19 protein-coding genes are annotated in these 21,730 nt (G+C 72.3%); 8 read left to right on the forward strand and 11 right to left on the reverse strand.

Annotated elements, in window-relative coordinates; genetic code table 11:
* Positions 1 to 87 precede the first annotated feature (87 nt).
* Entirely contained in the window at positions 88 to 1,707 is a 1,620-nt protein-coding gene (locus tag Vau01_RS34450; RefSeq protein ID WP_204001609.1) for an Hsp70 family protein, read from the reverse strand.
* Between the two features lie 10 nt (positions 1,708 to 1,717).
* Positions 1,718 to 2,407, reverse strand: a complete 690-nt coding sequence (locus Vau01_RS34455) for a nucleotide exchange factor GrpE (RefSeq protein WP_204001612.1) — start codon at positions 2,405 to 2,407, stop codon at positions 1,718 to 1,720.
* A gap of 72 nt (positions 2,408 to 2,479) precedes the next feature.
* Between Vau01_RS34455 and Vau01_RS34460 the strand changes: the two genes are divergently transcribed.
* The 6 genes from Vau01_RS34460 to Vau01_RS34480 all read left to right on the forward strand — a co-directional run bounded on the left by Vau01_RS34460 (position 2,480) and on the right by Vau01_RS34480 (position 10,313).
* Positions 2,480 to 4,063: a phytoene desaturase family protein gene (locus Vau01_RS34460; RefSeq protein ID WP_204001622.1), complete on the forward strand. Its 1,584-nt coding sequence runs from the start codon at positions 2,480 to 2,482 to the stop codon at positions 4,061 to 4,063.
* A gap of 31 nt (positions 4,064 to 4,094) precedes the next feature.
* Entirely contained in the window at positions 4,095 to 4,592 is a 498-nt protein-coding gene (locus Vau01_RS34465; RefSeq protein WP_204001624.1) for an NUDIX domain-containing protein, read from the forward strand.
* The gene (locus Vau01_RS34470; RefSeq protein ID WP_204001627.1) at positions 4,580 to 5,815 is read left to right on the forward strand and encodes an MFS transporter; all 1,236 of its coding nucleotides are present in this window, start codon (positions 4,580 to 4,582) and stop codon (positions 5,813 to 5,815) included. The genes Vau01_RS34465 and Vau01_RS34470 overlap by 13 nt, the downstream gene beginning before the upstream one ends.
* A 402-nt stretch (positions 5,816 to 6,217) precedes the next feature.
* Positions 6,218 to 6,955, forward strand: a complete 738-nt coding sequence (locus Vau01_RS63735; RefSeq protein ID WP_239152083.1) for a hypothetical protein — start codon at positions 6,218 to 6,220, stop codon at positions 6,953 to 6,955.
* Positions 6,837 to 7,844, forward strand: a complete 1,008-nt coding sequence (locus Vau01_RS34475) for a type III PLP-dependent enzyme domain-containing protein (RefSeq protein WP_239152087.1) — start codon at positions 6,837 to 6,839, stop codon at positions 7,842 to 7,844. The genes Vau01_RS63735 and Vau01_RS34475 overlap by 119 nt, the downstream gene beginning before the upstream one ends.
* Positions 7,845 to 7,973: 129 nt before the next feature.
* Positions 7,974 to 10,313, forward strand: coding sequence for a putative bifunctional diguanylate cyclase/phosphodiesterase (locus Vau01_RS34480; protein ID WP_204001636.1), 2,340 nt, complete (start codon positions 7,974 to 7,976; stop codon positions 10,311 to 10,313).
* Between the two features lie 10 nt (positions 10,314 to 10,323).
* On the opposite strand, the gene Vau01_RS34485 is transcribed toward Vau01_RS34480, so the two are convergent.
* The 5 genes from Vau01_RS34485 to Vau01_RS34505 all read right to left on the reverse strand — a co-directional run bounded on the left by Vau01_RS34485 (position 10,324) and on the right by Vau01_RS34505 (position 15,041).
* Positions 10,324 to 11,667, reverse strand: coding sequence for an alpha/beta hydrolase domain-containing protein (locus Vau01_RS34485; protein WP_204001639.1), 1,344 nt, complete (start codon positions 11,665 to 11,667; stop codon positions 10,324 to 10,326).
* A gap of 84 nt (positions 11,668 to 11,751) precedes the next feature.
* On the reverse strand, positions 11,752 to 12,324 hold the full coding sequence (locus Vau01_RS34490; RefSeq protein ID WP_239152084.1) for a QsdR family transcriptional regulator: 573 nt from the start codon (positions 12,322 to 12,324) through the stop codon (positions 11,752 to 11,754).
* A gap of 148 nt (positions 12,325 to 12,472) precedes the next feature.
* Positions 12,473 to 13,471, reverse strand: a complete 999-nt coding sequence (locus Vau01_RS34495; RefSeq protein ID WP_204001642.1) for a hypothetical protein — start codon at positions 13,469 to 13,471, stop codon at positions 12,473 to 12,475.
* Complete coding sequence (locus Vau01_RS34500) at positions 13,471 to 14,076, reverse strand: hypothetical protein (protein ID WP_204001645.1); 606 nt, start codon at positions 14,074 to 14,076, stop codon at positions 13,471 to 13,473. Before Vau01_RS34500 ends, Vau01_RS34495 begins: the two co-directional genes overlap by 1 nt.
* Before the next feature lie 74 nt (positions 14,077 to 14,150).
* On the reverse strand, positions 14,151 to 15,041 hold the full coding sequence (locus tag Vau01_RS34505) for a L,D-transpeptidase family protein (RefSeq protein WP_204001648.1): 891 nt from the start codon (positions 15,039 to 15,041) through the stop codon (positions 14,151 to 14,153).
* A gap of 106 nt (positions 15,042 to 15,147) precedes the next feature.
* Here Vau01_RS34505 and Vau01_RS34510 point away from each other — a divergent pair, with 106 nt between their 5' ends.
* Together Vau01_RS34510 and Vau01_RS34515 are read left to right on the forward strand one after the other, a co-directional pair.
* The gene (locus Vau01_RS34510; protein WP_204001650.1) at positions 15,148 to 15,828 is read left to right on the forward strand and encodes a M15 family metallopeptidase; all 681 of its coding nucleotides are present in this window, start codon (positions 15,148 to 15,150) and stop codon (positions 15,826 to 15,828) included.
* Between the two features lie 113 nt (positions 15,829 to 15,941).
* Positions 15,942 to 16,433 carry a hypothetical protein gene (locus Vau01_RS34515; RefSeq protein ID WP_204001653.1) on the forward strand — a complete coding sequence of 164 codons (492 nt, stop codon included), beginning with the start codon at positions 15,942 to 15,944 and terminating at the stop codon, positions 16,431 to 16,433.
* Here the strand turns inward: Vau01_RS34515 and Vau01_RS34520 are convergent.
* From Vau01_RS34520 to Vau01_RS34530, 4 genes are all read right to left on the reverse strand, one after another.
* Positions 16,384 to 17,040: a response regulator transcription factor gene (locus Vau01_RS34520; RefSeq protein WP_239152088.1), complete on the reverse strand. Its 657-nt coding sequence runs from the start codon at positions 17,038 to 17,040 to the stop codon at positions 16,384 to 16,386. The genes Vau01_RS34515 and Vau01_RS34520 overlap by 50 nt on opposite strands.
* Positions 16,959 to 18,185 carry a hypothetical protein gene (locus Vau01_RS63740; RefSeq protein ID WP_239152085.1) on the reverse strand — a complete coding sequence of 409 codons (1,227 nt, stop codon included), beginning with the start codon at positions 18,183 to 18,185 and terminating at the stop codon, positions 16,959 to 16,961. Before Vau01_RS63740 ends, Vau01_RS34520 begins: the two co-directional genes overlap by 82 nt.
* The gene (locus Vau01_RS34525; protein ID WP_204001656.1) at positions 18,182 to 19,336 is read right to left on the reverse strand and encodes a sensor histidine kinase; all 1,155 of its coding nucleotides are present in this window, start codon (positions 19,334 to 19,336) and stop codon (positions 18,182 to 18,184) included. Before Vau01_RS34525 ends, Vau01_RS63740 begins: the two co-directional genes overlap by 4 nt.
* A 71-nt stretch (positions 19,337 to 19,407) precedes the next feature.
* Positions 19,408 to 21,306: a type VII secretion protein EccE gene (locus tag Vau01_RS34530; RefSeq protein ID WP_204001658.1), complete on the reverse strand. Its 1,899-nt coding sequence runs from the start codon at positions 21,304 to 21,306 to the stop codon at positions 19,408 to 19,410.
* Between the last annotated feature and the right edge of the window lie 424 nt (positions 21,307 to 21,730).

Genomic DNA, 21,730 nt, shown 5'->3' on the forward strand with positions numbered 1-21,730 from the left:
ACCGCGCGTGGGACACCGTGGGACAGCCACGACGCGGTTGAGCTGCGCAAACAGGGCGGGAACCGGCCACCGTGGGCCGGGACGGGCTCAGGATCTGTTGAAGGGGTAGTGCACCGTCGGGTCGGGGACGGGTATGTCCTCGGGACGGCTGCCGGCGCCCTCGATCATCGGCCACGGCTCGACGCGCAGGGTGTGGCTGTGTCCGGCGCCGTCCATCAGGATGACCCGGCCGTCGGTGTAGAGGCGGAACGTCACGTCGCGGTGGCCGAACTTCACCGGCAACTTTTCCAGGACGTCCTGGACCTTGCCCTCCCGGTCGAACCGCTCGATGTTCACCGCCGGACCGGTCGCCGAGTGCACCCGCAGCTCGCCCTGCCGGTGCTGCGGCACGCCCTGCCGCTGGCCGGCGCTGATCACGTAGCTCGGCTCGTTCATCGTGGCCAGTTGGTACGTCTCGAACAGCGGCGTGTACGCCTCGTACAGCGGGAACCGGCCACCGTCCCACGACAGGGTGAAGTCGAAGCCGGGGCGGTAGAGGTTGATCGGGTCGGCGTCGCCGGTGTCGGCCAGGCCGGCGACCACGGTCTCGTCGGGGGAGACGCCGACGGAGTCGTGCAGCGTCGCGTGGGGGAGCAGTTCGGCCAGCCGCCGCCGCACCGCGGGAATCCGGCTCATGCCGCCGGCGAGCAGCACGTGGTCGACGTCGGCGGCCAGGTCGTCCAGCGGCGTGTGCAGGATCGTGCGCACGGAACTGTTCCGCACGTGGGTGAGGCGGGCCAGGCGCAGCGCGTCCCATAGCTTTTGTTCGGCCTGTTCGAGCTGCGGCCGGAACACCTCCTCGAGCCGCTCGCGCCCGTACGCGACCGGTGGCACCTGCGTGCCGAAGATGACCCGGCGGAACACCACCCGGGCCTGCTCCTCGGTCGACAGCAGCATCTTCGCCTGGCGGGCCTGCTCCAGGATGTTGTCGCGGGCGGCCTCGGGCCGCTTGAGCGCCAGCAGGTCGATGCCGTTCTTGCCGATCTCGGCGGTGAGGTCCTCGGCGATCGCCTCGTCGAGCGCGTCGCCGGCCACCGGCAGGCCGGTCGAGGTCAGCACGCTGACCACCGGCGGGTCGCCCGGCGCGATGTCGAGCACCGCGATGTCGAGCGTGCCGCCGCCCATGTCGAAGACGAGCAGCCGGCCGCCGACCCGCCGCGCGTCGATGGCGCCGCTGCCGATCCAGGCCAGGCCCGCCGCCACCGGCTCCTCGACCAGCGAGGCGGCGCCGACGTCGATGCCGGCCCGCCGCACCAGGTCGAGCAGCAGGTGCCGCTGCTCGCGCCGCCACATCGCCGGGCAGCCGATCCGCAGGTCACGCTGGCGGTCGAGGGGCACGCCGCGCGCCGCGGACCGCTCGCCGACCGCGCGCAGCAGGGCCACGATCACCTCGTCGCGGTCGAGCTGCTCGCCGTTGCCGAGCGTCACCGTCGGCTGGTCGAACGTGATCGCCCGCTTGATCGACCGGATCACCTGCGTCGACGACAGGTCGGCGGCGTCCTCGCCGACCAGCAGGTGACCGTCCTGGCGGCCGGCGAGCGAGGGCAGCCAGCGTTGAGCGGCGCCGATCGGCAGCAGCTCCAGCGGTTCGGACCCGTTGCGGCGGGCCACGAGCGAGGTGGTGGTCCCGAAGTCGACCCCGACCGCCGGCGGACGGTGTCTGGCCATGCGGTGCCTCCTAGTCCGCGACCACCAGGGCCTTGCGCAGCACGAGTTCGGCCGACGCATACCCGGGTCGTACGACCGTGACGGCGGCGCCGTCGGCCGGCCGCCTGCCCTGCACCTCGTGCCGGGCGGGGTCGAATTTGGCCTCCTCGCCGGGGCGGCCGAGCTGGTCGAGGGCGCTCGCGCGGACCCGGGCCCGCAGCCGCTCGACGATCAGCTCGGGGTCGCCGCTGTCGTACGCGAGCTCCTCGACCTCACCGGCCAGCTCGGCGACGGCGTGCAGCGCGTCCAGTTTGAACTGCCGCTCGCGCGCCGCGCGGACCTTGGCGTCGTCGTCGGTCCCGGCTCTCGCAGGAGAAGAAGATCGGATGACCGCGACCAGCGCGTCGCGCAGCCCCACCTTGACCTTGTTCGAGGTGGCGAGGAGGTCGAGCAGCCGGCCCAGCGCGGCCTCCGCGGAGACCTGCTCGTCGCGCCACTCGTAGAGGCCACGGCCGGGCAGGTGGATGTTCGGGTGGAACTTCACCACGGTCTTCTGGAACGTCGCCCACTTCGCGCTCACCGTGGGCCGGGCGACACCGCGCTCGGCCACCGCGTCGATGACCTTCCGCGCGGTCAGCGGTTCACGTGCGTCACGAAGAATCTTCACGAACGCCGCGTTCGGATCACGGCCGAAGTCCGCCGGTGCCAGCCCCATTGCCATCGGTAGCACTGTAGAGCGGCGCGGAACCCGGCCGACCAGCGGCTCCAGGTCTCGTGCGGAAGAGTGGAGACCATGGCTGACGCGGTGGTGGTGGGCGCGGGACACAACGGGCTGGTGGCAGCGAACGTCCTCGCCGACGCGGGCTGGGACGTCGTGGTGCTGGAGGGCACCGCGCACGTCGGCGGGGCGGTGCGGTCGGCCGAGGTCGCCGCGCCCGGGTACCTGAGCGACCTGTGCAGCGCGTTCTACCCGTTGACGCCGTTGTCGCCGGCCATGCGTCCGCTTGCCCTGGAGGACCACGGCCTGGCCTGGACGCACGCGCCGGCCGTGCTGGCCCACCTCCTGGCGGACGGCCGGGCGGCGCTGCTCAGCCGCGACCTCGACACCACCCGCGCGTCGCTCGACACGTTCGCGAAGGGCGACGGCGACCGCTGGGCGGCGCTGTACCGGGAGTGGACCGCGGTCGCCGACGCCCTCGTGCCGGCGCTGCTCACGCCGTTTCCGCCGGTGCGCGCGGCGACCCGCCTGCTCACCCGCAACAGCGTCGCCGACACGATCCGCCTCGCCCGCCGGTTCGTGCAGCCGACCCGCCTGTTCGGCGACCGCGCGTTCGGCGGCGAGGGGGCGCGGGTGCTGCTCGCCGGCCTGGCCCTGCACACCGACCTGTCGCCCGACAGCACGGCCAGCGCCGGGTTCGGCTGGCTGCTGGGCATGCTCGGCCAGCAGGTCGGGTTCCCGGTGCCGGTCGGCGGCGCCCAGCGGATCACCGACGCCCTCGTGAGTCGCCTCGAAAAACGCGGCGGCGTGATCGAGACGGACGCGATGGTGACCCGGGTGGTCGTCGGCAACGGGACGGCGCTGGGCGTGCGCTGTGCCGACGGGCGGGCCGTGCGGGCGCGCAAGGCCGTGCTCGCCGACGTGCCCGCGCCCACCCTGTACCGCAGCCTGGTCGGCGCCGGCCACCTGCCCGAGCGGCTGCTCGACGACCTCGGCATGTTCGAGTGGGACGACGCCACGATGAAGATCGACTGGGCGCTTTCCGCGCGCGTCCCCTGGATCAACCCGGACGTGGCGGCGGCCGGAACCGTCCATCTCGGCGCCGACCTCGACGGCCTCACCCGCTACTCCACCGACCTCACGCTCGGCCGGGCGCCGCGCGAACCGTTCCTGCTGGTCGGCCAGATGACCACGAGCGATCCGGGCCGGTCGCCGGCCGGTACGGAGTCGCTGTGGGCGTACACGCACCTGCCGCACAAGGATCTATGGGACGAGGGTGAGCTCGCCGCCCACGCCGAGCTGATCGAGGACGTGCTGGAGCGGCACGCGCCCGGGTTCCGGTCGCTGATCGTCGGGCGGCACGTGGCCGGGCCGCCGCGGTTGGCGGAGAAGAACCCCAGCCTGGTGGGTGGCGCGATCAACGCCGGCACGGCCGGGGTGCACCAGCAATTGTTCCTGCGTCCGGTGCCCGGCCTCGGCCGCGCCGACACGCCCGTCGACCGGCTGTACCTGGCCGGTGCCGGCGCCCACCCGGGCGGCGGGGTGCACGGCGCGCCCGGTGCGAACGCCGCCCGCGCGGCGCTGGCCCGGCACCGTTTCCTGCTCGGCGGCGCCTACGGCGCGTCGATGCGCGCGCTGAACCGGTCGATATACGGATGAAGCCTTGGCCGTTGATCGGTAGCGTGGGCGGGTGCCCGAGTACCGCCGTCGATCGGCCCGCGTCCTGCTCGTCGACGGGAAGGACCGGTTGCTGCTGCTGAAGGCGCTGCCCGATATCGCGTTCCCCGACAAGGCGTGGTCGTGGATCACGCCCGGTGGCGGGGTCAACGCCGGTGAGCCGCTCGCCGCGGCCGCCGTGCGGGAGGCCCGCGAGGAGGTCGGCCTGGCGATCACCGAGGCCGACCTCGTCGGGCCGGTCGCGTACGGCGCGGGGCACGTCGTCACCACGTGGGCCAGCGGCATCTTCCGCGACGACTACTTCCTCGTGCGGGTCGACGCGCACGAGGTCGACACCAGCGCGATGGAGGAGTTCGAGGCCGGCAACCACCTCGGCCACCGGTGGTGGACGGTCGAGGAGCTGGAGTCGACCACCGACGCGATCGTCCCCTTCGGCCTCGCCGGCCTGCTCACCGACATCCTCGCCGGGCGCGTGCCGGTCGAACCCGTCGAACTGCCGTGGCATCACTGACCGCTGTGCCGTTGCGGCGCAACCGCGACTTCATGCTGCTGCAGTTCGGCCAGCTGATGTCCACGATGGGCAGCCAGTCGACGGTGATCGCGTACCCGCTGCTGGTGCTCGCGGTCACCGGTTCGCCGGCGCTGGCCGGCGTGGTCGGGTTCGCGAAGGTGCTGGCCATCAGCGTGTTCGCGCTGCCGGCGGGCCTCGTCGCCGACCGGTGGAACCGGAAGACGGTGATGATCACGGCAGACGTGCTGGGCATGGCCGCCGTGGGCGCTCTCGCCGTCTCGATCGTGCTCCACGAGACCGTGTTCTGGCTGATCCCGGTCGTGGCGTTCGTCGAGGGCGGCACCGCGGCGCTGTTCAACGCGGCGCTCGCGGGCGCGCTCCGGTCGGTGGTGCCCGGCCCGCAGTTGCCGGCGGCGGCCGCGGTGCAGACCGGCCGGAAGGCGGCGGTGATGCTGGCCGGGCCGCCGCTGGGCGGGTTCCTGTTCGGGCTCGGGCGCGTGGTGCCGTTCGCCTTCGACGTGGTGTCGTACCTGGCCTCGGTGGTGTCGCTGCGGCTGATGCGCACGCCGTTCCAGGACGCCGACCGGGAGGTCGACCGGGCGCCCCTGCGGGTGCGGCTCGCCGAGGGGTTCCGGTTCCTGTGGGGCCAGAAGTTCCTGCGGACCTGTTCGATCATGTTCGGCCTGGGCAACTTCATCGGACCCGGCGTGACGCTCGCGCTGGTGGTGCTCGGCGACCGGCAGGGCCTGTCCGGCGGCGTGGTCGGCCTGCTGGTGGCCATGTTCGGCGCCGGTGTGCTCGTCGGCTCGATGATCTCGTCGTTCGTGCGCCGTTTGCTGCCGCCGCGGGTCGTGCTGCTGCTCGAGTTCTGGATGTGGACCGGCTGCGGGGCGTACCTGATCTGGCCGAACGTCTACGTGCTGGCCGTGTCGATGCTGCCGGCGGCGCTGGTGATCCCGTCGAGCGACTCGGTGGTGCACGGCTCCCGGTACGCGCTGACGCCCGACCGGCTGATGGGACGGGTGGAGTCGGTGCACAGCAGCATCGCCCTGCTGATCGCCCCGTTCGGGCCGCTGGTCACCGGGATCCTGCTCGATACCGTCCCCAACCGGGTGACCATCGGCGTGCTCGCGGCCACCGGGCTGGTGCTGGCGGTGTCGTCGACGCTGAGCCCGTCGCTGCGGCTCGCGCCCGACCTGGCGACGCTGACCAAGGCCGAATGAAACGAACTGGTCCGTACATGCGCGGAATCGCCCATTCTTGTTCCGTGTGTTAATGATCACCGCGTCCGTCGATGATCGCCGACGGCATGTATTGATCCGTTAAAGAATGTGCCGATCGCGACTGCGCCGGTGCCCGGTCATCGGGCGGACCCGCGCAGGTCAATGCCCCTGCGGACGGGTTCGCGGGCAGCCACTTGCCGGCATGCATTTTGGCGGGATTTGTTTCGAGGGTTGACGGGCTCTCCGTTGTCCATTAATGGAGAGTGGCTTTCTTTGTGAAAGCTTGTCGCCTCAATGTCCGCATGATAGCTTTCCTGCGTTCTGACCCCTGACTACCGGCGCAAATATCTTGCGTCTCGTCGCAGTTAGCTGCTCCCTTCCCCGGCGAGCGAAAGAAGAGCGTTGGCGAGAACCCTCGCGCGCGCACCGCGTTGGCGTCGCCTGATCGGGCGATGGTGCGCGCGATACCTGCCTGCCGAAGTTGTCGGCACGATCAGCGCTGTCGCAAGCGCCTATTTCGCGTACCTGGCCACGGGCGACCGGGCGACGGCCGCGATCGCCGGCACCATCGGCGAGAACGTGGGCTTCTACGGCGTCATGGCGGTCATCGAGTGGCGCCGCCAGGGCGAGATGGGTCCGATGGGGCGGCAGGCCAAAGCGCTGCGCACCATCCGCGTGCTGTCGGCCGAGTTCGGCCCGGCGGAGCTCATCGACTCGCTGCTGGTTCGCCCGGGAGCCATGTACGTGGGGCCGTTCGTCACCGGTGGTATCACCAGCGGTTCACTTCTCGGAAAGATCATGGCCGATGCCGTGTTCTACGCCGTCGCGATCGCGAGTTTCGAGATCGTCCAGCGCCGCGGGGGCGGCGGGCGCGGGCTGGCCGGTGCGGGGGCGCCGGCCAAGAAGGCAATGAACGGAGGGCGGCTTGCATTCGCCGGTTCTGGAGATGGACCTCGACGTGGTGGCCGCGGCGTACCGCCGCATGACCGGGGCGTTGCCCGGGGTCGCACTGCACTACGCCATGAAGTGCAACGGGTTCCGGCCCGTGCTAAGGCGGTTGAGGGAGCTGGGGTGCGGGTTCGAGATCGCGTCGGCCAGCGAGCTGGACGACCTGTTGGAAATCGGGGTCGCCGCCGCTGACGTGCTGTTCAGCAACCCCGTCAAGGCGCCGGCGCAGATCGCGCACACCTTCGCGGCGGGGGTGCGGCAGTACGCGTTCGACTCCACCACCGAGCTCGACAAGCTGGCCTCGCTGGCGCCCGGCGCCCAGGTGGTGGTGCGGCTCGCCGCGCCCGACATCGACAGCGACGTGCCCAGCGAGGGCAAGTTCGGGGTCGAGCCGGAGGTCGCGGTCGACCTGCTGGTGGCCGCCCGCGACCGGGGGCTGCGGCCGCACGGGGTGGCGTTCCACGTCGGTTCGCAGATGATGCGGCCGACGGCGTGGAAGGCCCCGCTCGACGAGGTCGGCGAGATGATGACGGCGCTCGACGACCAGGGCGTGCGGCTGGAGATCGTCGACGTCGGCGGTGGCTTCCCCGCGCCGTACGACCTGCCGCCGCCGCCGATGGCCGACTACGGCGCGGTGATCCAGGCCGGCATCGACCGGCTGCCGTACCCGGTGCGGGCGGTCGCGGAGCCCGGCCGGGCGCTGGTCGCCGAGGCGGGCACGCTGGTGGCCACCGTGATCGGCACCGCGGTACGGGGTGGTCGCAAGTGGGTGCATCTCGACGTGGGCGCGTTCAACGGGCTGATGGAGAGCCTCGAGACGGGTAATCGGCTGCGCTTTCCCGTGCGCGACTCGATCGGGGCGATCGACCGGGAACCGTGTCACCTCACCGGGCCGACGTGCGACAGTCAGGACACGATTCTGTTCGATGTGCCGCTCTCGCCTGATCTCACAACCGGTGATCGGGTGTTCATCGAGAGTGCCGGTGCATACACAACAGTGTATGCGTCGACGTTCAACGGCTTCACGGTTCCCGATGTCCGGGTTGTCGGAAGTGTCACTGCGAATCTGAGCCATGGGTAGACCGCACAAAGCTCATCGCGTGGGCTAGGATCAATCGCTGTCGCAGATTGATCACGCTGCGTAATGAGTGGGCAAATCAGCGCAGGAATCCATTGACGTCATTCTCATCTTTTAAGAGAGGCGAATTCCGTGACGCCGACCACCGCGTCTACGCTGAGCGACCGCGATGACCAGGTACTCGCTTCGCCCACGTACCGGCTCGCGAAGGGGATCATCGCGGGTCTCGGTATCAGCTACGCGCTGAGCACCCTGATCCCCTTTTCCGATCGCCCGGCGATCCTCGACACCGCCTTCTACACGCTGGTGCTCGTGGCGGTCTGCCTGCTGGCGCTCGCCCGCCCGCTGCTGGTCAAGCGCAACCGCGCGGCCTGGCTGCTCGTGGGGCTCGCGGTCACGTCCTGGTCGATCGGTGACATCTACTGGTCGATCGCGTTCTCCGACGCCGACGAGATCCCGGTGCCGTCACCGGCCGACGTGTTCTACGTCGGGCTGTACCCGTTGGCGTACGTCGGCCTGATCCTGCTCGCCCGGGCCGGCACGCGGAGGTTGCCGGCCTCGGTGTGGCTCGACGGCATCGTCAGCTCGCTCGCCGCGGGCGCGGTCTTCACCGCGCTGACGCTGAAGGACGTGCTGGCGCAGGCCGACACCGACAAGGCCGCCTCGACGCTGACCAACCTGTCGTACCCGATCGGCGACCTGGTGCTGCTCGTGGTCAGCGTCGCCGCCCTGGCGATGGTCCGGTGGCGGCCCGACCCGGCCTGGTGGCTGCTCGGCCTCGGCGCCGGGTTCTTCGCCGTCGCCGACACGGCGTACCTGTTCACGCTGGCCAACAACACCTACACCGACGGTAACTGGGTCGACGGCATGTGGATGATCGGCCTCGTCTTCATGGCGCTGGCCGGTTCGGCGCCGCGCCGCGGGCCGGCCGAGGAGATCCGCGGGTTCGCCGCGCTGCTGGTGCCGATCCTGTTCTCGCTGGCCGCCCTGCTGGTGCTGATCGTCGGGACGTTCGTCGAACTGCACCCGGTGTCGATCGTGCTCGCCGCCGGCTGTCTGGTGGCCGCCGGTGTCCGTACCGCGCTCACGTTCGAGCAGACCCGCGAGCTCGCCCGAACCCAGATCGCCGCGAACACCGACGCGCTGAGCGGCCTCGGCAACCGGCGGGTCCTCGACGCCGAACTGCCGGCCCAGCTGGAGAACCTGCCCGCGGGCAGCTACCTGGTGCTCGCGATCCTCAGCGTCGACCACATGCCCGACATCAACAGCATCCTCGGGTACGGCGCGGGCGACGCGATCCTCAACACCGTCGGCGCCCGCCTGCGCGAGAACCTGCCCTCCGAAACGGTGGCGGCCCGGCTGGGCGGAACCGAGATGGCCGTGCTCCGGGTGGTCAACGCCGGTGGGCTGAACAACGTCGACCGCGACACCAGGACGCTGGTGCGGGCGATGGCCAGCCCGGTGATGGCCGGCGAGGCATCGGTCCACATCGAGTTGAGCGCCGGCATCGCGATGGCGCCGCTGCACGCCACCCGGCCGGCCGACCTCATCCGCTGCGCGGTCGACGCGTTGCGCGCGGCGAAGCAGAACAGCACCGAGGTCGAGGTGTACGACCCGGCCGGCGACATCGGCAACGAGTTCGGGTCGAACATGTTCGCCGACCTGCTGCGGGCCTTCGACCGCGGTGAGTTCGTCACCTACTACCAGCCGAAGATCGACGTGGGCACCGGCCGGCCGGCCGCGCTGGAGGCGGTGCTGCGCTGGCACCACCCGCAGCTGGGCGTCATCGACGCCGACCGGGTCCGCCCGTTCGCGGCCCGCGTGGGTCTCACCCGCCAGCTCACCCGGGTGCTGCTCGAAGCGGCCCTGAACAGCTGCGCGGCGTGGCGCCGGCAGGGCGTGGAACTGGGCGTGGCGATCGACGTCACGGCCGCCGACGTGCTCGACGCGCAACTGCCCTACGACCTGGCCCGTCTGATCAACAAGCTGGGCCTGCCGCCGCCCGCGGTGACGCTGGAGATCTCCGAGGAGGTCCTCCTCATCGACGCCCGGCGCACGTCCACCGCCCTCGGACAGTTCCGCCACTTCGGGGTGCGCCTGGCCCTCGACCACTACGGCAAGTCGGCCCCGTCGCTGACCCGCCTGCGCACCACCCCGGTCGACGAGCTGAAGCTCGACCCGTCGTTCGTCGCCCCGATGCTCGACAGCCCGCAGGACGCGGCGATCGTGCGCTCGACGATCGAGCTGGCCAAGTCGCTGAACATCGTCACGGTGGTCGAGGGCGTCGACTCCAACGAGCTGTTCAAGGCCGTCATCGAGATCGGCACCGCCGGCGTCCAGGGCGCCGCGCTGGCCCCCGCGATGACCGCCGACGCCCTGCGCAACTGGCTAGGCCAGATGTCCCCACGACCGTCCTCCGTCGGCCGCACCTGGACGCGCGACACCCCCCAACCGGTATCCCCCCGCCACTAGATCGACGGGGTCAGGTGGCGGCGGCCTCCCTCGCGTTCGCCAATGCGTCGGCGGGGAGGAGGTGGCCGGACAGGATGTTGTGGACGTCGGCGGCCACCACCTTGGCCACGTACCGCAGTTTCGAGGGATAGAGGCGGTCGAGCGTGGCCTGGTCGAAGGGTTGGTGGGAGCCGAACAGGCGGCAGAAGGACTCGCCGCTGTTGTCGCCGTCGTTCACGGCGCGGGGCACGCTCACCTGCGACAGGCGGATTCCGCCCAGCGCCAGCCCCAGGGCGTCGCGGGCCTTGGTGCCGTCGGCGTTGAACCGGAGCGGTTCGGCCGTCGGGGGCGGAGTGCCGCGGCGCACCCAGCGTTCCAGGTGCTGGTAGGCGGCGGCCGTCACGTGGTGCATCGGCACCCGGCTGAACGGCGGGCGGTCGCACGTGTACTCGGGCGCGCCACCCAGATCACGTTCCTGGATGGGACGGCGGTACACCTGCCCGGCGTACCCGGAGTGGGCGCCGCCGGCCACCTCCCAGCGGCGGAACCGGTCGGTGTCGGCGGGGCGCACGGGGGTGCGCACGTCGGTCTCCGACAGCACCTGGAACACCGGCTCGGGCCCCACCCGCGTCGGCGCCGAACCGACGATGAAGCCGTAGCCCTCGAACACCGGCGTGACCTGCGGCAGCACCGAGTCGTAGTAGACGGTCATCCGGGCGGCCGACTGTGACGCGCCGATCGCCAGCAGCGTGCGCACCCGCAGCCGGCCCACCAGGCCGCCGGCCCGGACGGCCGCGCCGGCCTGGGCGAAGATGTCGTACGACAACTGGTCGGTGGTGTACGCGCCGCCACCGGTGACGTCGAGCGAACCGTACCGGGTGGGGCTCCAGCCGCGGAGCTGGTCGACGCCCACCCGCTGGGCCGACACGCCGATCCAGGCGTAGCCGGCGCGCATCAGGGTCTCGGCGTTCCACAGGGCGTCGAGGTCGTAGCCGGCGGTGACGTTCTGCCACTCCACCAGCGCGGTGCCGTTGAAGCGCAGCGGCGACGCGGGCCGCCGCACGACGACCCGCGTCGTGTACGGAACCGCGGTGGCGACGCGTTCGCCGGTGGTGCTCCAGCCGTCGGCCGTGCCGGAGAGGTAGAACTCCTCCTCGACGTAGCCGTTGGCGCGGAGGTCGGCGGGCGTCGAGAAGAACGGGTAGGTGTCCTCGATCCGGTCGGCGAGGCGGTCGCCCGGCACGGCGCCGGGAATGGGGCCGCGGACGGTCGCGGCCGCCGGGTGGTCGCGGCGCGGCGGGGTCGAGGCCATCGCGGACGCGGGCGCGGCGGCCACGGCGAGGCCGAGGATCAGGGACGCGGTGAGGATTCTCATGGCAGGCGCCTCCCAAGTGGGTTACGCCGGACCATAGATATCCGACGATCGGCAGCGCCAGCCTCGGTGCCCGGTGTGCGACCGCTATCTCAGGCCGTCGTACGGCGTCAGCAGCGAGCGGATCGTGCGCTCGGCGAGCGGCAGGTCGGGCTGCTGGCCGGTCAGCAGCTCCGCGTAGAGGCTCGACTCGATGATCCGCACGTACAGGTACGCCAGGTGGGCCGGGTCGCCGGGGAGGGTGAGGCCGTCGCGGCGGGCGGCGTCGAGCAGGATCTCCTGCTGCGCGGCGACCGCGCGGGTGTGCACACCGCCGGCGGGGGTGAACAGCACCCGGGTCGCCGTCTTCGGTTCGGTGCGCAGGAAGCACCGGAACGGTTCGGCCCGCAGCAGCATGGTGCAGAACCGGCGGGTCACGTCGAGCACGCCGTCGACGCCGGTGGCGGTGCCGGCGGCGCTGCTAGCCGCTCTGGCCCGGGTGAGCACCTGCTCGCCGAGGTCCCAGAGGACGTCGCCCAGCAGGCGGTCGCGGCTGTGCACCACGCGGTAGAGCGTGGCCCGGCTGATCGCGAGGCTGGTGGCCAGCGCGTCCATCTCGACGGTGCCGTGGCGGAGGAAGAACCGGCAGGCGCCGCGCACGACGTCACGTTCGCTGATCACCCGGCGGGGCTGGGTCTTGGTGACGATGGCAAGCCTCCTGGGCGGCCGGTGCTGGGGGTGGGGCCGCCATATATTTGCACTCTAGGTGCTGGAATCGCACTGTGGAAGTTGCCGGTGCCGGCAACTTCCACAGTGGATGTCCGGTGGATCAGAGGTCGAGCAGGCGGTCGAAGAAGGTGCGGTACCGCTGCACCGCGACCCGGTACTGCTCGGTGTCCTCGCCCGCGGCCGCGTCGAGGTCGTCCCGCTGCGCCGACAGCGCCGCCGTGAACTGGTCGACGGCCTCGCTGACCAGCGCCTTCACGTCTTCGACGGCCTTGCGCGGGTCGTCGACGAACCCGAACTGCGCCTCCCGCCAGCGGTCGCGCAGGCCCTGCGCGGCGTCGGCGGTGAGGAAACCGGCGACCGGGGCCACCGGCACGTCGCCCGGCTTGAGATCACCCGCGGGCTCCTCGTCGGCGGGCTCCTCGGCGTTCTCGTGGAAGCCCTCGGTGGCGTTCTCGTGGTAGCCGTCGTCGGCGTGCTCGACCGGCACCGCGGTCAGATCCCCGGGCCGATCGGTGACCGGCTCGACCACCGCGACCGTCGCGGCCGGCGGCAGGGCCACGGTCTCGACCTCCGGCTCGTGGTCCCACCCGACCTCGTCGTCCGGGTGGTTCTCGGCAGGCTCGTGCGCGTCTGCCTCGTCGGTGGCGTCCGCGTGGGCCTCGGCCTTTGCCTCCTCGGCGGTCTCCCGCGCGTCGTCGGCCTTGGCCTCGGCCTCGTCGGCCTTGGCGTCGGCGTCCTTGTCGGCAGCGTCCGTGTCGGCAGCGTCCGTGTCGGCAGCGTCCGTGTCGGCATCGTCCTTGTCGACGTGCGCGACACCGACCGCGGTCGGCTCGGCGGCGTTGTCGTGGAAGCCGTCCTTGGCGTGCTCCTGGCCCGTGAGGACCTCCGTCTCCGGCTCGGCGTACGTGTCGCTCGCGTACAGGTGCCCGTCGTGGCCGGAATCGTGGTCCGCGTCGCGCTGCTCGGGTACGTAGCGTTCGGTCGGCTCGTCCTGCGTCAGGTGGCCGGGGCCGCTGGCCCACGGGTCACTGCGGACGGGTTCGGCGTCGTAGGGGTCGCGGTCCTCGGTGTCGTCACGGGCATCGCTGGTGGGGCGCATCACGGCTGCCTTTCTCGGTCGGGGCCGTCCGAGCGGTTGTTGGCGGGGTTGGTGGCTGTGCTGGCGAGGTGCTCCGGTTCGGTGCCGAGCAGGTCGGCGAAGAGCGCGCGGTAGTGCACCAGGGCCTGCCGGAGCTGTTCGGTGGTGGCTTCGCCACGCGCGTTGCGCTCGTTGATGTCGTGGGCCTGGCGGTAGTGGTCGAGCGTGCGCGCGTGCTCGACGGAGAGGTGGGCGAGCTGGTCGTCGTAGTCGCCGGTGGGGTAGCCGCGCTCGGCGACGAGCCGGGTCACCAGGTCGTCGGCCTCACCGACGGCCTGGTCCGGAGCGTCGACGAAGCGGACCTGGATCTCCTCCCAGGAAGCCGAGTAACGCTCGCGGGACGCCGGGTCGAGCGGACGCAGTTCGAGCTCCGCGTGCCGGCGTTCCCGGTCGCGGAGTTCACGTTCGGCGGTCCGGCGGTCTTCGGTGGACTCGACGACGCGGTCGTACTCCGGCCCGAACCGTTGGCGCAGCGCACGCCGCCGGTTGGCGACGACGCCGAGCACGACGAGGACCGCACCGACGACGAGAAGGACCACTAAGACGGTGATCAACGTGGAAGACATGAGGGATACCTCCTTCGCCAGGGGTATTCCCAGAAGTCCATCAGATCATCCGCCCTGCCCGCCCACTCGCCGGCTCAGTACCGGTCGAGCACCGCCCGTGGAGCCAGCACCATTCTCGGTGCGGAGCCCGGGTCGAGCCAACGGAGCACGGCCAACAAATCCGTCTCGGCCAGCGACACGCAGCCCGCGGTCGCCTTGCCCGGGTTCGCGACGTGCAGGAAGATCCCGCTGCCGCGCGGCGGATCTGCCGGTACGACCGGAATGTTGTAGTTGATCACCGCGAAGTAGCGGTACTGCGGCGAGATCTGCCACAGCGCCTCGCTCGCGCCGCCGGGGTTCGGGCCGTGGAAGAACGTGTTGTAGCCGGGGGTGGCCGGGTTCTCGTTCCACCAGTCGTCGGGCACCAGCCGGTGGTAGGCGTACCGCACGCCCGGGTCGGCGGCGATGCCGTACATCGTGCCGTCGAGCGGGTACACGCCGGTGGGGGTCTTGAGGTCACCCTCGGCCTTACGGTCGGCGAAGCCGGCCTGCCCGATGCGCGCGTGCATCGGCGGGAACGCCACCTGCCACCGGTCGCCGACCTTCGTGAACGCCTCCAGCGTCGCGACGTTGCTGCCGAAACTCTCCGTGGAGACGATCACCACCTGCCGGGTCGCCGACGGCAGCTTACGCAGCCGTTGCGCGGCCACGGGCGTCGCGACGGGGCCGGGGGCCGTGGCGCGGGCCGTGGCCGATCCGCTGGCCGGCGCCGAAGAGGCCGGTACGCTCGCGGTGGTCGCTCCGGGAGTGCCGCTGTCGGCCGCGCCGGGTCGGGTCTGCTCCGTCGCGGTTGCGGCGGTGTCGGCGGCGTCGGCGGGACGCCCACCGTGCGGGCCGGCCGTGAACCAGGCCGCCGCCGCGATCACGACCACCAGAACAACCGACACGGCGGCGGCGGCGAGCGTGTGGCGGCTCCGCGAACCCACATCGCCCTCCGTACCGTATGTGTGCATGGGGCGCCCGGTACGTTACTCGAACCGTCGAGCCCGTGGTGTGGCTGGCATGCTCATGGCGTCATCGATATTGCTGACCGTGGCCTGTACCGACGGTGCCAGGCCGCCCACGATGGCCGGAACCACGTCGGCGCCGGCAGCGACGGCGCCGACCTCGACCGCGCCGAGCCCGAGCCCGAGCGAGACCGCGCCGCCGTTCGCCGCGACCGTCACCGACGCCACGGCGGCCGACCTGCCGCGCAGCTGGCGGGCCGGCTGCCCGGTCGGGCCCGACAAGCTCGCCGTGCTGCGGCTGGGCTACTGGGACTTCGACGGCCGGCCGCGCACCGGCACGCTGATCGCGCACCGCGACGTGGCGGCCGGGCTGGTGACGGTGTTCGGGACGCTGTACCGCGAGCGGTTCCCGATCCGCCGCCTGGAACCCGTCGACGCGTACGACGGCAGCGACGACGCCTCGATGGCGGCCGACAACACGTCGGCGTTCAACTGCCGGCGGGCCGTTGCCGGCGGGGCGCCGTCGTGGTCGGAGCACGCCTACGGCCGCGCGATCGACGTGAACCCGGTCGAGAATCCGTACCTGTTCGATCGGCGGGTGTTACCACCTGCCGGTTCGGCCTACCTCGATCGGGCGAATCGGCGCCCCGGCATGGCCGTTCCGGACGGGATACTCGTCACGGCGTTCGCCGCCGCGGGCTGGTCGTGGGGCGGGGCGAGGCGGTCGAACCCCGATTACCAGCACTTCAGCACGAGCGGCAAGTAGTTGACTGCGCATTGACACCTCCACGGGGGTCATGCAAGTTGCGGTTCGAGCGGGCAAGCTCGCAGGCGGAAACAATGTGATCACGCACGGCACACATCAGGAACGGAGTGCGGATGCGGGCGGGGCAGGGCTTCGGTCGATGGGGCTTCATCGTCGGAAACGTCCTCATCGCGTTCGGGGCGCCGGTGTTCGTCACCAGCCTCATCGCCACCGTCGGGGCCGGCCGGGCCGGCACGCCGACGCGCGGCGAGGACATCGGCGCGATCGCCGCCGGGGCGCTGTTCATGATCGCCGGCCTCATCGTGACGGTGACGATCGGACAGGTCCGGCCGGCGCCGGTGGTCGTCGAGCCCGCCGAGCCGGTTTCGCCGCCGGTGCGCGCGGCCGACTGGCCGGCGGCGAGCGCGCTGGAGCCGCTGCCGCTGACGTTCAACACGCTCGACGACTACTACACCGCCCCCGGCGGGGTGGCGGTCGCCGACGACGAGCCGTACTTCCCGTCGGCCCCGCAGGTGCCGCGGCCGCGGAACGCGCGGGCCTATTGCGAGCCGTCGGTCACTGTGACGCGCTCGACCGGTAGCCGCCGACGTCCTCCGGCCGGATGAGTCCGTCTTCGATCGCCCGCGCGAGCAGCGCGAACCGCGACGCGACCTGACGCCCGGCGCGGGCGTACTTCACGCGGGCCCGGTCGATGTACTGCTTCACCGTGTCCTTCGTGATCGCCTCGCCGCTGCCGTCGGTCTTGGTCATCCGGCGGGCCACCGCGGCCATGTCCATCCCCTGGAACCAGAGCAGCAGCGCCTCGCGTTCGCGGCCGCTCAGGCGCGGATCGGCGAGCATCCCGCCGGCCAGCGACCTCGTGACGTACGGCCGGTCGGTGGCGACGGCCACCAGCGTGTCGATGCAGTGCTCGCGGGCCTCGTCCTTGGTGAGGTAGGCGCACGCGCCGTTCTCCAGCGCCTGCGACACCACCGCCGGGCCGCCGTGCGCCGAGAACACCACCACCCGGTGACCGGCGTCGCTGAGCGCGGCGACCTCGCTGAGCACCAGTTCACCGTTCAGTTCCAGGTCGAGCAGCACCACGTCGACGCCCGGCGGGCGGGGCAGGAGCGGCTCGGTGGTACCGGCGCTCAGGACGACGTCGACCCGTCTCGCGGGGTCGGCGGCCGCCCAGGCCCGGACCCCGTCGATGACGACCTGGTGGTCGTCGATGACGGCGACTCCAACAGGGACTCCGACGGGGCGTTGCTCCATCGGGTCTCCACCCATATCTGTCCTCCTTCCCCCTCTGTGGTGACCACTACGCCGTCGTGGTGGTTGGACGACGGCGGGTCCCATCGGGGCTGGTCGATGCTACCGTCACCAACCACCGCGATTGTCACGCTACGGGCATTCGATACCACAGTGATGCGGGCCCTCGTGGCGGCGGCGGCCACCGCCCAGGCGGGTGCGTCGGTGAGCGCCCGCCGCACCTGAAGCGGCACGTCGGGAACGGTGCCGACCTGGTCGACCGTGACGGCGACGCCGCGCCGCTCGGCGATGTCGGCGGCCGCCCGCAGGGCGTGCACCAGGGGATCGGGGACGTCGTCGGTCTCGGTGACGAGTCGTCGCAGGCGCGCGGCGGCGCCGGCGGCGCGGCCGCGCACCTGTGCATCGCCCGGATCGAGGGTGCCGTCGGCGATTTTCTTGAGGACCTCGCCGGCGGCGGCGCGGGCACTGGCGTACCGGTCCTGCCGGGCCTCGTGCGCCTGTTCGGCGGCGAGTCGCGCGGTGAGCAGCGCCTCGGCGGCGGCCCGGTCGCGGGCCGAGCGCAGGGCGATCGTCTCCAGGCCGCGCTTGCCGACGTCGAGTGCCAACTGCAGGGCGGCGACGCCGTACAGCACCATCAGCATCATCGCGAGATCCTGGCGGTCGCTGTCGCCGCGGGTCAGCAGTGCCGCCGTGCTGAGGGCCGCGTTGGCGACGACGAACACCAGGAAACCGGGGAACGCGCGGTTCCAGAACAGCAGCAGCGCCATCCAGCCGGCCGCCTGCCAGGCCCAGTTCGGGAACACGAACAACGACCCGGGCTGGGTGGCGTGCATCGCGGCCGATCCGGCGAGCAGCACCACGCAGCCGACGCCGGTGAGCACCGGCCCGGCCGACCGCCCGCGCAGCACGAGCGGCGCACCGATCGCCGCGACCACCGCGTACGCCACCCACGTGGCGACCGCGACCGGGTGCAGGCCACCGGCGATCGTGGCCGGCAGGTCGTTGCCGACGTGCCAGCCCAGGGCGATGAACACGAACGTACGGGCGACCCCGGCCGTGTACCGATCGGTGAAGATCCGTTCGGCGTCGGTCATGCTCATGCTCATGCCGGCCATTCGAGGGTGATCGTCGTTCCCTTGCCTCTGGCGCTGATGATCCGGGCCTTGCCGTCGACGCGTTCGAGTTCGCCGGTGATCGACTCGCGGAGGCCGAACCGGTTGGCCGGCACCACGGCCGGGTCGAACCCCCGGCCGGTATCGGTGATCGTGACGGTCACCCTTTCCTCGTCGGCATCGAGACGGACGGACGCGGCACCGACGCCGGCATGCCGGGCGACGTTCTCCAGCGCCTCGGCGGTGGCGCCGGCGAACGCCTGCGCCACGGCGGCCGGGACCGTGCACTGTGTCGTGGTGAGGTCGACGTCGACGCGGTGGCGGAGAATGGCGGCGGTCCGGTCGAGCAGGTCGGCCAGCTTCACCGACTCGATGGTGTCCGCTCCCTGGCCCGGCCGCTCCGCTCTCTCCGCGGCCAGGACCGCGAGGTCGATGGCGGCCTGTGCGCGCACGGCGGCGACCGTCTGTTCGCTCAGCCCGCCCTGCGCCACCAGGGTGAGCGTGGTGAGCGGCCCGTTGTGCAGCACCGTCAACGCGGTACGTTCGGCGTCGCGCCGCAGGCGGGCGGCCTCCTGCTCGCGGGCGGCGTCGTGGTGCTCGCGGGCCGCGGCCTGCGCCTGCCGCCCGGCCGCCCGCAGGATGGCGACCAGCCCGGCGGCGATCGCGAGTTGCAGCACCAGCGTGAACGCCGACGTGACGCCCCGATCCGGCGCGTCGGCATGCTGCGCCCCCACCACGAACGCGGCGATGGCCAGCGCGCCGAGCGGCACCGTCCACCGGAACGCCCCGACGAACTGGGCAATGATCACCACGAGGCTGACGGCGTTGAACACCCACCCGGCCGCGCTGGTGGCCGAGGCCGCGGGCACCAGCGACCGCATCATCAGCGCGATGCCGGTGACCATGAACATGTCGGTGACCACCAGCGGCGTGGGAAGGGCTTTCGTTCTGCTGACCGTGAGCAGGTAGGCGGCGGCCATGCCGTCGTAGAGGGCGAGCGCCACCACCGTGGCGGCGACATGCTCGGCTGTGACACTGAGTAGAGCCGCCGCGGTGACGAAGACCGCCGAACTGACCCGCAGGGCGAGCGCCACCCTGGTCAACAGCGCGACGAGCGGATCGCTCACCCCACTCGCCACGCGCATGATGAATGACCGTACGTGCCTCAAAAGATCAATGGAACCGGTGCACCGGGTCGCGCGGGCTTCCGGACCGGTCAGAAGCGGCGGGGGTCGCCCAGCGTGCGGAGTTCGAGGTCGGTCGGGTTGAGGGTGGCCCAGCGGACCACGCCCCGGTTGACCACCGTCACCATCGAGGCGCTGATGCGCGACATCCAGCTCTCCGACTCCGCCGCACCCACGCCCGCCGCCGCCACCGTGGCCTCGGCCTCGGTGAGGGGTTGCAGCACGACCACGTCGGCGCCCACGAGGAGGTCGCGGTCGGCCTGGGTCAGCTCGTGCCGGACGATCATCACGGCTCGGCCGTTGCCGCCGCGGTCGACCTGCTGCCAGCTCACCGGGCCGACGTCGACCACGAGCACCTCCGGGCGGGCCGCCCGGCCGGGCGGGCCGGGGCGGTCGCCGGGCGGGACGAACGCGAACTGACCCGGGCCGACCCCGGTCTGCTGCACGAAGCGGGCCCAGTCGGCCGGGCGGGCGGTCTGGATCATCACCTGGGCGCCGACCGCGATCATCCGCAGCACCAGCATCTGCGCGGCCGCCAGGCTGCCGGTGAAGGCGAACCGGGTGGGTTCGGGACGGAACATGCGCACGACCACCGGGGCCTGGTGGCGGTCGCGCCCGACCATGAGGCCGCCGCCACCCGCGGTGGCCACCAGTGCGGCCGGCGGCACCGGGTGGGCGGGCTGTCGATCGTCGCCGGGTTGCGGGACCCAGCCGAGGGGCAGGGTGGCGGCCAGCCCGGCGCGGTGCCGCCCGTTGACCTGTTCGATGACGCCGCCGGCGGCCTTCGCCTGTGCGATCAGCCGGTGCCCGGCCTCGCGGGCGACGTCGGGCGTGGCGGCGGTGACGCGCACGACGGCGACCACGCCGACCTCGCCCGGCCGGACGCGGGCCGCGTCGCGCACCACGGCGAGGCTCGCCGTGACGGCGGAGGCGGGCAGCCCGAGCACCGCGTCGTCGATCGACCACGGCCCCGACGGCCAGCGGGCGACCCGGTACGACCGGTGCACGAGACCGCCGCTGAGCCAACCGTCCCAGTCCTCGCGGCCGAGTTCCGGGCCCCGCGCCGAACTCCCGTACACCCCGCCGTCGCCCGACGGCAGCATCGGCAGGCGGGCGGTCAGCGCGGCTATCTCGAGCACGTCGGGCGGGCCGAGCACCTCGGCCGTAAGGTCCTCCTTGCGCAGCCGGCGCCGTACCCGGCGGACGGCGTTGAGCAGCACCGGTTCCAGGTCGGCGTCGTCGAAGAACTCGGGCGTGCGCGGCACCTGCACGGCCAGCCAGCACCGGCGCATCGCCGGCACGCGCCCGGCGGTGAGCGCCCGGTACGACTCGCCGGCCACGCCGGGAACCACCGCCGACGGCTCGGCGTGCACGAGGACCTGCATCGTCGTGGGCAACGGATCGGCGTCGCCGGCGGGCAGCAGCGACAGGAGCGCGGGCAGCGTCGTGTGCCGGGTCGCGTAGAGCGTCCGATCGTCGGCCTGGATCTCGAGGACGGCCGTGAGCCCGGCCGGGTGCGCCAGCAACCCGGCGGACTCGTCGTCGATCGCCGCCTCGGTGACCACGGTGCCCGGCGCGACGAAGTCGAGCAGCGCGCGCCGCGGATCGCCCGCGGGCCGGCCCGCCTCGGGAACTGGTGCGGTGAACAGGCGCCGGCGGCACGCGTACGCCACCCGCCGCGCCATCCACTGGTAGAGCCAGTGCCCGCGCCACGGCAGCACGGTGGGGATCAGCAGCGCCACGGCGGCCGCGAGAGCCAGACCGAGGAGCACCGGCCCGGCGCCGAGCCCGAGCACGACGAGCGCGGCCGCGACCTGCCAGCAGATCACCTGTGCCAGCCGCACGCGGCGAGTACCGGGGCCGAGCAGGGTGGGCGTCGCGGTGGAGTGCGCCGGGGCGGCGGGCGGCGCGGGTACACCGGGCGGCGGCACGGAAGCACGGGCCCGCACCGGCCCCGCGCCATGCCCCGCGCCAGGGCTTGCGCCGAGGCCGGGACCATGGCCCGCGCCGGGACCCGGACCATGCCCCGCGCCGGGACCCGGACCATGCCCCGCGCCGGGACCCGCACCAAGGCCCGCGCCGGGACCCGGACCAAGGCCCGCGCCGGGACCCGCACCATGCCCCGCGCCGGGACCCGCACCATGCCCCGCACCATGCCCCGCGCCGGGACCCGGACCAAGGCCCGCACCAGGCCCTGCACCAGGGCCTGCACCAGGGCCCGCGCCGGGATTCGGCCCCGGACCGGGGCCTGCGCCGGGACCCGGACCAGGCGCGATCATCGATCGCTGTGCACCCGTCATGCCCGCGAGATTAGCGCAGCCCACCGCCGGCAACGCCCCGCCTTTGCACAGCTTT

Source organism: Virgisporangium aurantiacum (assembly GCF_016863635.1).
GTDB classification, from domain to species: Bacteria; Actinomycetota; Actinomycetes; order Mycobacteriales; family Micromonosporaceae; genus Virgisporangium; species Virgisporangium aurantiacum.